12 protein-coding genes are annotated in these 14,273 nt (G+C 67.2%); 6 read left to right on the top strand and 6 right to left on the bottom strand.

The genetic code is table 11. The annotated features are described in order from the left end of the window. Positions 1 to 49: 49 nt before the first annotated feature. From IE122_RS14625 to IE122_RS14610, 4 genes are all read left to right on the top strand, one after another. Positions 50 to 1,405, top strand: a complete 1,356-nt coding sequence (locus IE122_RS14625; protein ID WP_229814215.1) for a M20/M25/M40 family metallo-hydrolase — start codon at positions 50 to 52, stop codon at positions 1,403 to 1,405. Positions 1,406 to 1,421: 16 nt separating this feature from the next. Then, positions 1,422 to 2,165: a 16S rRNA (uracil(1498)-N(3))-methyltransferase gene (locus tag IE122_RS14620; RefSeq protein WP_189621990.1), complete on the top strand. Its 744-nt coding sequence runs from the start codon at positions 1,422 to 1,424 to the stop codon at positions 2,163 to 2,165. A gap of 105 nt (positions 2,166 to 2,270) precedes the next feature. After that, on the top strand, positions 2,271 to 3,644 hold the full coding sequence (locus IE122_RS14615) for a glutamate--cysteine ligase (RefSeq protein ID WP_189621989.1): 1,374 nt from the start codon (positions 2,271 to 2,273) through the stop codon (positions 3,642 to 3,644). Further along, a complete protein-coding gene (locus IE122_RS14610; RefSeq protein WP_189621988.1) occupies positions 3,644 to 3,943 on the top strand; it encodes a putative quinol monooxygenase in 300 nt (99 codons plus the stop codon). The genes IE122_RS14615 and IE122_RS14610 overlap by 1 nt, the downstream gene beginning before the upstream one ends. A 3-nt stretch (positions 3,944 to 3,946) precedes the next feature. On the opposite strand, the gene IE122_RS14605 is transcribed toward IE122_RS14610, so the two are convergent. The 5 genes from IE122_RS14605 to IE122_RS14585 form a co-directional block, all read right to left on the bottom strand. After that, positions 3,947 to 5,314 carry a methyltransferase family protein gene (locus tag IE122_RS14605; protein WP_189621987.1) on the bottom strand — a complete coding sequence of 456 codons (1,368 nt, stop codon included), beginning with the start codon at positions 5,312 to 5,314 and terminating at the stop codon, positions 3,947 to 3,949. Between the two features lie 293 nt (positions 5,315 to 5,607). Next, complete coding sequence (locus IE122_RS14600; RefSeq protein WP_189621986.1) at positions 5,608 to 6,957, bottom strand: outer membrane protein assembly factor BamB family protein; 1,350 nt, start codon at positions 6,955 to 6,957, stop codon at positions 5,608 to 5,610. Between the two features lie 10 nt (positions 6,958 to 6,967). Further along, positions 6,968 to 7,762 carry a tetratricopeptide repeat protein gene (locus IE122_RS14595; protein ID WP_189621985.1) on the bottom strand — a complete coding sequence of 265 codons (795 nt, stop codon included), beginning with the start codon at positions 7,760 to 7,762 and terminating at the stop codon, positions 6,968 to 6,970. A 128-nt stretch (positions 7,763 to 7,890) separates the two neighbouring features. Next, a complete protein-coding gene (locus IE122_RS14590; protein ID WP_229814213.1) occupies positions 7,891 to 9,039 on the bottom strand; it encodes a glycosyltransferase in 1,149 nt (382 codons plus the stop codon). A 2-nt stretch (positions 9,040 to 9,041) separates the two neighbouring features. Further along, positions 9,042 to 9,902 (bottom strand): alpha/beta fold hydrolase, encoded by an 861-nt coding sequence (locus IE122_RS14585; protein ID WP_189621984.1) that lies wholly within the window; start codon positions 9,900 to 9,902, stop codon positions 9,042 to 9,044. A gap of 66 nt (positions 9,903 to 9,968) precedes the next feature. Here IE122_RS14585 and IE122_RS14580 point away from each other — a divergent pair, with 66 nt between their 5' ends. Then, positions 9,969 to 11,402 carry a protein adenylyltransferase SelO family protein gene (locus IE122_RS14580; RefSeq protein WP_189621983.1) on the top strand — a complete coding sequence of 478 codons (1,434 nt, stop codon included), beginning with the start codon at positions 9,969 to 9,971 and terminating at the stop codon, positions 11,400 to 11,402. A 96-nt stretch (positions 11,403 to 11,498) separates the two neighbouring features. After that, positions 11,499 to 13,028 (top strand): succinylglutamate-semialdehyde dehydrogenase, encoded by a 1,530-nt coding sequence (locus IE122_RS14575; protein WP_189621982.1) that lies wholly within the window; start codon positions 11,499 to 11,501, stop codon positions 13,026 to 13,028. Between the two features lie 15 nt (positions 13,029 to 13,043). On the opposite strand, the gene IE122_RS14570 is transcribed toward IE122_RS14575, so the two are convergent. Further along, positions 13,044 to 13,805, bottom strand: coding sequence for a hypothetical protein (locus tag IE122_RS14570; protein ID WP_229814212.1), 762 nt, complete (start codon positions 13,803 to 13,805; stop codon positions 13,044 to 13,046). Positions 13,806 to 14,273 lie beyond the last annotated feature (468 nt).

Genomic DNA, 14,273 nt, shown 5'->3' with positions numbered 1-14,273 from the left:
TCAGCGGATCGCCCCCATGCTTGCAAAAACTCGTCTTATTCCGGCCCTGATGTTGCTCTCCCCCCTCCCCGCCTATGCCGCCGATGAGCCGACGACGCCCGCCGGGCGCGAGGCGCTGGACATCCTGAAAGAGGCGGTGGCCGTGCCCACCGTGATCGGGCGCGGGCAAGTGCCGGTGCTGGCCGAGAAGCTGCGCGCGCGACTCATCACCGGGGGTTTTGCGGCCGACGATGTGCGCTTCGTGCCGGTGGGCGAAACCGGCTACCTGACAGCGCGCTATCCGGGTCGTGACCGCAAGGCCAAGCCGCTGGTGGTGATCGGCCACATGGACGTGGTGGAAGCAAACCCGGCCGACTGGGAGCGCGATCCGTTCACCCCGATCATCGAAGGCGGCTATATCTTCGGGCGCGGGACGAACGACATGAAGGGCGATCTGGCGATGATCGTCGCCGCCGCGATCGATCTCAGGCGCAAGGGCTGGGTACCGGCGCACGATGTCGTGCTCGCCTTTTCCGGCGACGAGGAAACCGCCATGGCGACGACCAAGGCCATGGCCCAGGCACTGTCCGGCGCAGGGCTGGTGCTGAACGGCGATGCCGGCGGCGGCGAGCTGGACAAGGACGGCAAGGCTTATGTCTATTCGATCCAGGCGGGCGAAAAGACTTATGCCGATTACACCCTGACGCTGACCGATCCCGGCGGTCATTCCAGCCGCCCGGGCGCGACCAATTCGATCGCGGCGATGGGCACCGCGCTGGCGAAAGTGTGGGCCAACCGCTTCGCGCCGCAGGTCAGCCCGCTGACCAAGGCCTATCTCGAAGGCACCGCGCCGCGCGCGCCCGCTGACCTTGCCGGGGCGATGCGCGCGTTCGCGGCCAATCCCGGCGACGCAGCCGCAGTGGAAACGCTGTCCGCCAGCCCGGCCTATGTCGGCGTGATCCGCACCACCTGCGTGCCGACCCAGATCACCGGCGGACACGCCCCCAACGCGCTGCCGCAGCGGGTGACGGCCAACGTCAACTGCCGCATCTTCCCCGGCACCAGCCGCCAGGACATCGAGGCACAACTGCGCAAGATCATCGCCGATCCGCAGATCACCATCGCCTTTCGCGACAACGGCACGCTCGAATCGCGCGAATCGCCACTCGACAAGCGCGTGCTCGCGGCCGTTACCAAGGCGGTGCGGGCCCGTGTGCCGGGGCTGGCGATCGTCCCTTCGATGAGCGCGGGCGCGACCGATTCGATGCACTTTCGCGCGCTGGGCATCCCGTCCTACGGCGTCTCCGCCACCTTCATGGACCCGGATGACGATTTCTCGCACGGGCTGAATGAACGCCTGCCGCTGGCGACGATCGATCCCGGCGTGGCGCAGTGGGAAGCCCTGCTGCAAGCGATGGCGAAGTGATCGGGGCACCGCGCTGATGGCCGCTACCCCCGCCTGGCCGCCCCGCAGCGCGCCGCGCCTGTTCGTGCCGGGGCCGCTGGCCGCAGGCGCGCAGCTTTCGCTGGAGGGCGGGCAGGCCCACTATCTCGCCAAGGTGATGCGCGCGAAGCCGGGCGATGCGGTGGTGCTGTGCGATGACATCACCGGCGAATGGGCCGCCGCCGTGGTCGAGGCGGGCAAACGCGATGTCCTGCTGAACGTGCGCGAACGGCTGCGGATACGCGAAGCGGTGCCCGACCTGTGGCTCTGCGCGGCGCTGGTCAAGAAGCCGGCCTTCGATCTGGTGCTGGAAAAGGCCACCGAGCTGGGCGTGGCGCGAGTCCAGCCGGTGCTGACCCGGCGCTGCGTGGCCGACAAGCTCAACGACGAGCGCGCCCGCGCCATCCTGACCGAAGCGGCCGAACAGTGCGCCCGCACCGCCCTGCCCGCGCTGGTCGCACCGGCCAGGCTGGATACGCTGCTCGCCCACTGGCCGGAAGCGCGCACCCTGTTCTTCGCCGATGAACAAGGCGGCGCGCCCGCTGCCGCCGAGTTCGCCGCAAACCCCGGCCCGGCCGCGCTGCTGGTCGGGCCGGAGGGCGGGTTCGACGATGGCGAACGCGCGGCCATTCGCGCCCACCCCCGGGCCCGCGCCATCACCCTGGGCCCGCGCATCCTGCGCGCCGAAACCGCGACGATCGCGGCGGCCGCACTGTGGATGGGCAGCGCCGGAGACTGGTGAAAACACTACGGTGCCGATGCGCCCTTTGTTGCGCGAAGGGCAATTGACTGTTGCCGCAGAAATTATCGCTGGCGAAGCGCAGCGCCGCACCCTACTTCCCGCGCCATGAGCACGCGCGAGGTATCGGATCGGGACGATCCGCTGATCGAAAACCTGTCCCAGCTCGCCGCGCCGATGGCCGCCGGCGAAAAGCCCGCCAGCGCCTGGCGCATCGGCACCGAGCACGAGAAGTTGGTGTACGATACCGGCGATCGCCACGCCCCGTCCTATACCGAGCCGGGCGGCATCCGCGACCTGCTGATGGCGCTGACCGAATTCGGTTGGGAGCCGATCATCGAAGGCGGCAACGTCATCGCTCTCAAGGGTTCGGACGGCAACGTCAGTCTGGAGCCGGCCGGCCAGCTTGAACTGTCCGGCGCGCCGCTGGAAACGCTGCACGAAACCTGTGCCGAAACCGGCCGCCATCTGGCGCAGGTCAAGACCATCGGCGACCGCATCGGCAAGGGCTATCTCGGCCTCGGCATGTGGCCTGACAAGACCCGTGCCGAACTGCCGATCATGCCCAAGGGCAGGTACGAGATCATGCTGCGGCACATGCCGCGCGTGGGATCGATGGGTCTCGACATGATGCTGCGCACCTGCACCATCCAGGTCAACCTCGACTATTCGTCAGAGGCCGACATGGTGCAGAAATTCCGCACCAGCCTGGCGCTACAGCCGCTGGCCACCGCGCTGTTCGCCAATTCGCCGTTCACCGAAGGCAAGCCCAACGGCTTCCTCTCCTATCGCAGCCATATCTGGTCGGACACCGATCCGCATCGCACCGGCATGCTCCCGTTCGTGTTCGAAGAGGGCTTCGGGTATGAGCGCTATGTCGATTACATGCTCGACGTGCCGATGTACTTCGTGTTCCGCGACGGCCGCTATATCGACGCGGCCGGACAATCGTTCCGCGATTTCCTCGAAGGGCGGCTGCCCGCGCTCCCCGGCGAACGGCCGCGTCTGTCGGACTGGCAGGACCACCTGTCCACCGCCTTTCCCGAAGTGCGGCTCAAGAGCTTCCTCGAAATGCGCGGAGCCGATGGTGGGCCGTGGGGTCGCATCTGTGCGCTGCCGGCGTTCTGGGTGGGGCTGCTCTACGATCAGGGCGCGCTGGATGCGGCGTGGGATCTGGTCAAGGACTGGGACATGGAAGGCCGCGAACTGCTGCGCAGCTCCGTCCCCAGGCTGGGCCTCGACGCGCCGCTCCCCGGCGGCGGCACGCTGCGCCGGATCGCCGGCGAAGTGCTGGAAATCTCGCGCGCCGGGCTCGCCGCGCGCAACCGCCTGAACAGCAGCGGCGACAATGAAACCGGCTATCTGGAACCGCTTGCGGAAATCGTCGCCAGTGGCAAAGTACCGGCGGAGAGGCTGCTCGATCTGTACCACGGCGAATGGGGCGGAGATCTGAGCAGGATATACGAGGTGAAAAGCTTCTGATGATCGTCGTTGCCGGACAGTTTCGCTTTCCCGCCGAGAACCTGGAACTGGCGCGCGCCGCCATGGCGGCTGTGATCGCTGGCAGCCGCGCCGAGGAAGGGTGCCTGCGCTATGCCTTCTCCCAGGACGTGCAGGATCCCTGCGTGTTCCACGTCAGCGAGGTGTGGACCGATCGCCCCGCGTTCGACGCGCACATGACCCAGCCGCACTTCGCCGACTGGCGGGCCTCGGCAGGCAGCCTCGGCCTCCACGATCGCGATGCAACGATCTACGAAGCGGAAGCCGTCCAGACGCTTTAGGAGTTACTCGGCCGGGTGAGCCACCGGCGCGCCGCGTGGCTTGAGCGCTGCGAAGACGCGCGAAAAGCTGCGCGTGATAAGCGCATGTTCGCCCATCCAGGCGTGGTATTCGCGGTACTTGGGATCTTCGGCCAGAAGGTGCGCTTCCTCGGTCTTGGCCCGCCAGAAATAGATCGCGTTGACCACCCCCAGCAGCACGGTGTTACGCACCATGTCGGTCAGCGCGTGGCTGGTTACGAGGAACGGCAGCGTCGACACCCACCAGTAGAGGTTCTTCGACAGATAGGCGGGATGGCGGGTGAAGCGGTACGGCCCGTTGGTCAGCACGCCGCGATAGGTGAGGTTGGAGAACCGGATGCCGAACGCGAAAGTCGCCCAGGCATAGATCGCGGTCAGCGCGGTCATGACCACGACCCACAGCCACAGCAGCGCATCGTGCCCCGCCAGCCAGTACGTCCAGCCGTTGGCGTTGACCGAATAACCGATCACATCCTCGCGGCCCATCGTTGCCCACAACAGCGGGGGATAGCAGATCAGCGCCGCCACCCAGCCCGCCAAAAACGGGTTGCCGCTGCGGATATGGGCATCGAGCGGGCGGAAGGTGCACAAGTAGCCGACCGTGCCGATCTGGACGTCGATCACAAACAGCGCCTCGGTCAACACGGTGCCGATGGCGATCGGATCAGTGGCGATGGCGCTGAAATCGGTTTCGACCACGGCCGAAAAGCCGGGCGGCAGGATCGAAATCATGAAGGCCCCGAAGAACGCCTTGATCATCCAGGCGCGCCAGTGCTTCTTCACCTCGTCCGCGTCCCACGCCTCGCGCCCGATCAGCATCGCGCCGAAGTGCCAGGCGCTATCGCGCGGGTCGATCAGGTAACGGTCCAGCCACAGGACGTAGGGAATCGACAGCAGGAACACCGGCACCGCGCAGGCCCCGATGACTTCCATGGCGAAGAGATACTGCCCGTCCCAGTACCAGCGGCCGATGCAGTAGAAGAACCCGATCCCGGCCCAGGTCGCCCACAGCCCGGCGAGCTTGGTGATCGACACATCGAGCGAGGCGGCGAGCGGTCGGGGGTTGTTCCAGTCGATCCCGGTAGAGGGGCGCAAGTGCACCTTGTCGACCAGCACCGACCATGCGGCCATGGCGCTGGTAGTGAACAGCAGCGCGGCAACGGCGGCATAAGGCCCGCTTAGCGGCGCACGAGGGCCCGGCAGCGCTAGCGCATCGGCGATTACCGGCCACGACCGGCAAACCAAAATCCACGCGATCAACGCGACGATGCCGCAAACGCCGACCGCGACGGAGACATCGCTGGACGGCCGGGCGGCGGGACCTGAACCGATACGGGAACTGGGGCTGGTCATGTCCCGGTCCTAGCGGCAATTGGTTAAGAGCCGGTGAGGCACCCTTGGCCGGCCGGATTCGCCGGCCGGGCGCAGGGCAATCTCAACTGAAATCGCCTATCCGTATTGGTCACCCTGAACTTGTTTCAGGGTCTATCGTGCCGCCGGCCCGGACGCTGAATGGTGCTGGACGCCGGAACCAAGCCCTATTCGACGGTGGGGCAAACCGAGCAATGGATGCTGAAACAAGTTCAGCATGACCAAGCTGCGTGTAAGCTCGTCATATGCGATCGCCCGCGGCCGGGTGGCGGCGCTTACCGGAAGGCGCTGATCTTGCCGTCGTCGTCCAGCACATAAAGCGTGTTGTTCGCCACCACCGGGGCCAGCGACACGCCGCTATCGAGATCGCGGTAGTGGGTATAGACGCCGGTGGTCGGATCGACCCAGCCCAGATCGCCTTCGTTGTTGGCCACCCACAGCTTGTTGCCAGCCAGGATCGGACCGACCCAGAAGAACGCGCCCTTGCGCTTCTTGACGCTCTTGTAGCGGGTCAACTGGGTCAGCCAGCGGACTTTGCCGGTCGCCCGCTGGATGGCGAGGATTTCGGCATGATCGTCAAGCGTGAACACCCAGTCGCCGGCGAGCGCCGGGGTGGAGATGCCTGCGAGGTTGAGTTCCCAGATGCGCTGGCCGGTGACCAGTTCATAGGCGGCCATGCGACCGCCCTGGCCCAGCGCATAGACGCGGCCATTATCGATGATCGGATCGGCATCGACATCGGTCAGGCTGCCGACCTCGGTCGAGATCGAGGTGCGTGCCAGCGCATCGGACCACAACTGGCGGCCGTTTTCATAACGGTACGCGACCAGCTCGCCCGAGGAATAGCCGGCGATCACGGTGCCCTGCCCGGCGGCGGGAGCGGCAACGCCGAACACGCCCGACTGCGAGGTGGAGCCCGATTCGTTCCACAGCGATTTGCCGGTTTCGACGTCGAGCGCGAAGATCTGGTTGTCCTGCGTGGTCACGTAGACCGCGCCGAAGCCGATCGTCGGCGCGCCGCGCATGGGCCCTGCCGGCTTGACCTTCCACAATTCGTTGCCGTTGGCCGGATCGAGCGCCGCCACTTCGCCGATGCCGGTGGTGACGAACAGCTTGCCCGCATCGAAGCTGACCCCGCCGCCGAACACGGACGACGAACCATCACCGCTGACCGAAAAGCTCTTCTTCCAGATGGCACTGCCGGTCTCGGCGTTCAGCGCGCTGACCTGCCCCTCGGTATCCATGACGTAAAGCGTGCCACCGGCGATCACCGGGGCTGCAGCAAGGCGGCGCTTGTTCGACGATCCGGAGACCGATGCCGTCCACACCCGCTGCGGCGCGTCGCCCAGCGCGAGATGGCCGTAGCTCTTGCTGGCGGAACCGCCCGCTTGCGCCCAATCGGCGTTGGCCTGCGCCGGCGGCAGCACCACCGTCACCCCGGCCAGCGCGCCATCGACCTTGGCACCGCTTTCGATGCGCGACAGGATCGGCACCCGTTCGCCGACGGTGGGGGTCTTGGGACCGCCCTTGCCGCCGAAAATCTTGCACCCGGACAGACCTGCAAGCAGGGCCACCGCGATCAGCGGCAGCGCCTTGCGGCGCAGATTGGAACTGCCTGCGTTCATTCGCTTACCCTCACCCATTCTTGTCGGCTCCGGTCTCGCCTGCCGGGCCGGTTTCGTCCAGCGGCTGACCCCGTTCATCCACCACATCATCCAGCGAATCGGCACCCAGCACACCGGCAAGCTGGCCGGCGCGGCTGCGCAGGCTATCGGACACGGACTTGTCCTTGGCGATGGCGGCCAGCAACTGGCCGGCCTGATCCGGGTTGCCCTGCTTGAGATAGGCCATCGCCACCAGTTCCCCGGCGACCCCGAACCAGGCATTGCCCGGCGCGGCCAGCGGCTTGAGCCGGTCTATCACCGCCTGCGGCTTCATCGTGCCGAAGCTGGCGGCAACTTGGCGCACGGTTGCCAGATCGCGCAGCGGCTGCGGCGCATCGGCATTTTCGGAGACGGTGCGGTAAAGCTTGATCGCTTCGTCCGGGCGCTTGAGTTCGAGCGCGATGCCCGCCTGCAGCAGCCGCGCCAGTTCGGCGTTGCCGCCCGTGCCCTCGGCAATCAGCGGATTGAGCTTGGCCTTGGCATCGGCAAACTTCGATGATTGCGCCGCGTCGATCGACTGGACCAGTTGCTCGGCATTCAGATCGCGCGCTTTCTTCTGCTCGTGATCCCAGAACAGGTAGCCGCCGAAAGCCGCCAGGCCGACCACCACCGCGGCGATCACGGCCTTGCCGTAAGTGCGGTAGAACCCTTCGACCTGATCGTGCCGCAGGGCATCGTCCACCTCGCGCAGGAAGACTTCCTGCTGGGCGGCCTGCCGCTGGGCCGCCTTGTCGCCGGATGGGGGATTTGTCGGGGTCAGGGCCAAGATCGAGCGCTTTCTTGCGGAACGGGTGCGGCATCCGCCGCGAAGCGGGCTGTTTAGGCGGCGTTGCGCGGGTTTTCAACGAGATTGATCGGTTGGGGCCGGACAGGTGAAGGCTCTCTGAACAAGCGTCAGGGAAACGTGGCGCGACCCATCGCTTCGGCATAGACGGCGCGGTAAGCGGCGATCATCGCCTCTTCGTCATACAGGGCAAGCGCACGGGCGCGATTGTCCGCGCCGATTTGGGTCCGCGCGCCGTCATCCTCCGCCAGCTCGGCCAGCGCCGCCGCCAGCGCCGCCTCGTCGCCCGGCGCGGTGATGAACGGGCGGTTGGAATCGGCCACCATCGCCGCGACATCGCCGACGGCCGGCGAGACGACGGGCAAGGCGGCAGCCATCGCCTCCACCACCGAGATCGGGAACTGCTCGCTATCGGAAGACAGCGCGAACAGGTCCATCAGCCCGACCGCACCGGCCGGATCGGCCACGAAGCCCGGCAGATGCACGCGGTTTGCCAGGCCAAGCGCCGCCGCTTGCGCCACGATGGCCCCGCGCTCCGGCCCTTCGCCCAGGATCACGAGTTGCCAGTGCGGCGGCAGAGCGGCAAAGGCGCGCACCAGCCGGGGCAGGTTCTTCACCGCGCGCAGGCCCGCCAGCGTGCCGACCCAGCGATCATCCGGATGCTTGACCAGCCCCGGCAGCGCATCGGCAGCGGGTTTGCGGGCATAGGCGGCAAGCGCGATGCCGTTGATGATCAGCCGGGTCCGCTGCGGCGGCTGGTGCCAGGCGTCCAGTGCGATCGCCTGCAACCGCTGCGAGGGCACGACCAGCGCCGAAGCGCGGCCGAGTGCGATCCGCCGGAACCAGTTGCGGCGGGGCATGAGCCCGCCCGCCTCGTCTTCGTTGAACCCGTCCTCGTGATGGACCAGCGGCGGCAGGCCGAGCAGGCGGCCGAACAGCCGGTGCGCCAGCACCGCGTCCATCGCCCCCCAGTTATAGGTCAGCACCAGATCGAACGGCTTTAGCGCGCGGGCGATCCGCAGCAACCGGGCAGGCGTCGGCCGACCCTGGAGACCGGGGAAATCGGCGGGATAATCCACCGCGATATCCGCGCCGATCGCCCGGGCCGCGCCGTAAGCGCCGGGCTGCGCCGACACCACCACGTGATCGATGCCGGGCCCGAACGCTGTCATCAGCCGCGCCGCGCGCAGTTCCTTGCCGCCGGCCGAAAAGCTGGAATGAAGATGGAGGACGCGCAGGCGCGCGGGGCTTTGCGGCAAGATCAGTCCAGGCGAGCCAGCAGCCGATCGATGGCCGCTTCGGCCGCGGGTTCGGACAGGGTGGGGGTGTGGCCGACATCGGGCAGCGTGACCGCTTCGGAGCCGGGTGCGCGGCGGACCATCTCGTCCAGCGTCGCGGCACTGAGGATATCGGACAGAGCGCCGCGCACGAACAGCAGCGGCCGCCCGGCCAGCGCATCGAGCGCGGGCCACATATCCGGGATGGCCGAGGTATCGAAATGAGCGAAGGGTTCGGCGATCTTCATGTCATAATCGAACACGATCCGCCCGTTGCTGCCCAGCGTCATGCGCTGCTTGGCAATGCCCAGCCAGAACTCGAGATCCTGCCCGGGATGCGCCACGGCCTGCGATTCCTCCATCGCCCGCGCGGCATGGACCCAGGTAGGAAAGCTGCGCCCCTGCCCGACGTAATCACGGATGCGTTCCAGCCCCGCTGCTTCCAGCACCGGCCCGATATCGTTCAGCACCGCCCCGGCGATGCGATCGGGCTGGAACAGCGCGAGCCCCATCGTCATCAGCCCGCCCAGCGACGTGCCGACCGAAACGAACCGTTCGATCCCCTCCTGATCGAGCAGCACCAGCAGATCGTCGATATACTGGGCGGGAACGTAGTTGGTCGAATCCTTGGCATATTCGCTATCGCCGCGCCCGCGCAGATCAAGGCACAGCACCCGGCGTTCCGGGGCGATCCGTTCGGCCAGCGTCTCGAAATCGCGGGCGTTGCGGGTCAGGCCGGGCAGGCAGACGACTGGAGCCTTCCCCCCTTCTCCGCCCGCGTAATCCCGGAAATGAAGTTTCAGTCCATCGCGGCTCGACCAGAACCGATCTTCGTAGGCTGCCATGCCGCTTTGCAAAGTCCCTCAACCGCGCGCCTTGATTGGCGGCCGCCGCACGCCCACTATCGCCTGATGCGCAGCGAACCGCAAGCAAGCCCCTATCGCCCCGATCCCGCAATCCTCCCTCTGGCCGGGTGGCTGGGCGATCCGGTGGAAGCCGCCCGCTTCCCCGACCACACCCTGCGCTGGCGCAATGATCGCTGGGCCGCCGCCGTCGGCCTTGGCGATCTGACCGATGCGGAATGGATCGCCCACTTCGGCGAGTTCGTCCCGCTGGCCGATAATTTGCCCGGCCCGCTGGCGCTGCGCTATCACGGCCACCAGTTCCGCGTGTACAACCCTGATCTGGGCGACGGGCGCGGGTTCCTGTTCGCCCAGATGCGCGATGCACAGGGGCGGCTGCTCGATCTGGGCACCAAGGGCTCCGGCCAGACCCCGTGGAGCCGCGCCGGCGACGGGCGGCTGACACTGAAAGGCGCGGTGCGCGAGATCATGGCGACCGAGCTGCTCGAGGCGCTGGGCGTGCCGACGTCCAAGACATTCAGCGTGATCGAGACCGGCGAAAGCCTGTGGCGCGGCGATGAACCTTCGCCGACCCGTTCCGCCGTGCTCGTCCGGCTCGGCCACGGCCATATCCGCTTCGGCAGCTTCCAGCGGCTGATGGTGCTGGAAGAGCCCGATCATGCCGCGCAACTGATCGATTATTGCCTGGCCGCCTTCCCCGGCCCGCCCCCGCCCACCGATGCGCCGGGCCGCGACGAGCCGGCGGTGCGGCTGCTGCATCAGGTGGTGGAGCGCATGGCCGATCTGGCCGCCGCCTGGATGGTTGCCGGGTTCGTTCACGGCGTGCTCAATACCGACAACATGGCGATATCGGGCGAAAGCTTCGATTACGGCCCCTGGCGCTGGCTGCCGAAATGGGACCCCGGCTTCACAGCCGCCTATTTCGACCATTCGGGCCTTTACGCCTTTGGCCGCCAGCCCGATGCGGTGCGCTGGAACTGCGTCCAACTGGCGATCGCCCTGCGCGCCCATGCCGAAACCGAAGCGCTGGTCTTCGCGATCGACCGCTTCGGGCCGCTCTATGAGGCGGCGCTGCGGCGGCGGTTCTGCTGGCGGCTGGGCGTCGCGCCGAAGGGGCCAGGGCCCGACGCGGCGCTGATCCAGGCGGCGGAGCAGGCGATGACCGCCAGCGGCGAGGCGCCGGACATCTTCTTCCTGCGCCATCGCGGCGGGCGAACCACCGGCACGGACGATTTCGACACCCTGCTGCGCGGCTACGCCCCGACCTGCGCCGCCGACGATCGGTACGCCGCAGCCGCGCCCGGACTGCTTATCGAGGAAGTCGAGCGCATCTGGTCCGCCATCGCCGAACGCGACGACTGGGACGAACTGCACCGCCGGATCGAAGAAATCCGCGAGCTTGGCCGATACCTGGGAACTCCGCCGGAGCCGGTCCATTGGAGCTTCGAGCGGGGTGCCAGCGCCGCTGATACAGGCAAATGATGCGATTAACGCGGGGTCGTTAGCAACCCGGTAGTAATCGCTATGGCATAGAGCCCTCTATCTCGAAGTTTACCAGCTAACGGATTATTAGCCTTAATGGACGGTCCAGCTACCACCACTGCAATCGAGGGCGCGGCAGCTCCCGGCCAGACAGCGGCAGGTCCGGACGGCCATGGCCGACTGGGCACTGCGGCCGAACGGGGCAGTGCGCGAAGCGCGAACCGGGCCGAGATCGTTTCCTTCGAGCCGGCCACCGGTGCCGAAGTCTGGCGCGGCAAGGCCAGCGATATCGATGACGTCGTGGCCCGCGCCCGGCGCGCCTGGCCGGCTTGGGCCGCGCAGCCGCTGTCCACCCGCATGGAACTGGTCCGCCGCTTCGCCAACGAAGTGCGCAAGGACGCCGATAAACTGGCGACCATCATCGCCCGCGAAACCGGAAAGCCCATGTGGGAAGCCCGGATCGAGGTGGAAAACGTCGTCAACAAGGTCGAAGTCTCGATCCGCGCCTATGCCGAACGGACGGCGCAGCGCAAGCTCGACAACGCGCTGCAGGGGACGATGGCGGTACGCCACAAGCCGCATGGCGTGCTGGCCGTGCTGGGGCCGTACAACATGCCCGCGCACTTGCCCAACAGCCACATCGTGCCGGCGCTGATCGCGGGCAACGTGGTGATCTTCAAACCGAGCGAGAAAGCCCCCGCCACCGGCGAACTGCTCGCCCGCTGCTTCAACCGCGCCGGCATTTCCGCCGCCGTCTGCCAGATTGCCATCGGCGGTCCCGCCGAAGGGCAGGCCCTTGTCGCGCACGACGATGTCGATGGGGTGCTGTTCACCGGATCGGCCAACACCGGCATCACCATCAACCGCAAGCTTTCCAGCCGGCCGGACAAGATGGTCGTGCTGGAAATGGGCGGCAACAACGCGATGGTGGTGTGGGACACGCCCAAGATCACCGATGCCGCCGCGATCATCGTCCAGTCCGCCTTTGCCAGCAGCGGCCAGCGCTGCACCGCCGTGCGCCGGCTGGTGGTCAAGTCCGGCATGTACGATGCGGTGATGGCCGAGGTGAAGAGCCTGGCAGATCGCCTGGTGTTCGGCGCGCCGTTCGACGAGCCGGCCCCGTTCATGGGCCCGGTGATCGACAACATCGCCGCTGACGGGCTGACCGAAAGCTTCCTGTACCTCCTCAGCCACGGCGGCCGCGCGATCAAGCACCTGGTCCGACCGAACGATTCGCTGCCGTTCCTGTCCCCCTCGATCATCGATACCACCGCGATGAAGGACCGCCCCGACGTCGAACTGTTCGGCCCGATCCTGCAGGTCATCCGCGTCGATGATTTCGACGAGGCGATCGCCGAGGCGAACAACACCCGCTTCGGTCTTGCCGCCTCGCTGGTCGGCGGCAGCCCGCAGGAATACAACAAGTTCTGGGCCAACACCCGCGCGGGCATCGTCAACTGGAACCGGCCGACGATCAGCCCCAGCCACGCCGCGCCGATGGGCGGCATCGGCCTTTCGGGCAACCATCGCCCGACCGGCTATTACGCCGCCGACTATTGCGCCTACCCGGTCGCCTCGGGCGAGATCGAGCAGCCGCGCGCGATGATCGGGGTGGGCCTGCGCTGAGCGTGTGGTGCCGGATCAGGCGCCGCTGGTGACGAGATCGACTTCGCTGAGCCCATCGTCGCGCGCACGGGCAAAGGCTTTCCACGCTCGCCCGGCCTTGCGGCCCGCCATCACATAGTCCGCGCCGTCCTGGCGGTATTCGATGGTGAATCCGGCTCGCCGCGCCATCGTGTAGTAGAAGTTCATCACATCGCCGGTCGTCACCGGCGTGACGAAATGGACCACCCGCAGCGCGCAGCCCTTCGCGTCCGAACCGGCCGCTTCCTGCACCGCGCCGCGCGGGAATACCGGCAGGTCGGCGGGCAGCTTCGCCGCCCAGACATTGGAATAGCTGATCCCGGCGGCGCAGTTCGCCGCCACCATCCCGGATCGGCCGGCGACCCGCGCCGCGGTGATCGCCGCCTCTCCCGCAGCTTCGCCCTTGGTGGGAGGCGGGGCCTTGGCCAGCGGCCCGCCGGCGATCCGCGCCGCATCCTGGAGCGCGGCGGCCACCGCTTCGGGGGTCTTGAGATCGGGGGGGATATTGATCGCGCCGGAATTGGCCGAAAGCGCCGCGCCTTCATCGCCCGCCATCTGCGGATCGACCATGATCGGATCGGCGAGCGCCCCGGTGATCGCCGGGTCCTTATCCGCGTCACCCGGCTCCGGATCCCGCGCACCGTCACAAGCGGCCAACGGCAGTGTCGCCGCGCCGACCAGTGCAATCAGCAACGCCCGCAGGATCGGGGAATGGACGGGCGCGGACATGAACGGACGGGCTCCCAGCGGCATAGCCATGATGCGCCATCTTCGCCGTTTATGCCGGGGCCGTAAACTGACAAACGCGATCGGGGTTTGCGGTTGAAGGCACGAAGGAGGCGGGGCAACAGCCAACCAACCTTCGCTCGAAACGAACGGAACGGGGTGGTCAAGCTTAATGCAACGAGGGCGCCTCCGGACCGCCGGAAGCGCCCTCCCGCGTCAGCGGGCGTCCAGGACGCCTGCCGCCACGGCTTCCCCCGCGCGTCGCCGTCCGCGCGCAAGAAGCTTGTTCGCATCGGCCGAACCGGTCGCCCGGAGTGGTCGCTGCATCTTGGTGTTCATCTTTATAGGTGTTTATATGAACGTCCTGCAACAGGACTGTCAGAAACGCCGCCCCGTGAAAAAAGATCACGCGACGCCCCTGCGGCTTGCCTGCACACCGCCGCGCTCGTAAGTCGGAAACGAGGCGGCGATTTCCGCCGATGCAGCGCCCGTTGGCAGAAG

The organism is Novosphingobium colocasiae (assembly GCF_014652555.1).
In the GTDB taxonomy this organism is placed as follows: Bacteria; Pseudomonadota; Alphaproteobacteria; order Sphingomonadales; family Sphingomonadaceae; genus Novosphingobium; species Novosphingobium colocasiae.
The sequence above is the reverse complement of the archived record's forward strand: the minus strand, read 5'-3'. Positions and strand labels throughout refer to the sequence as shown.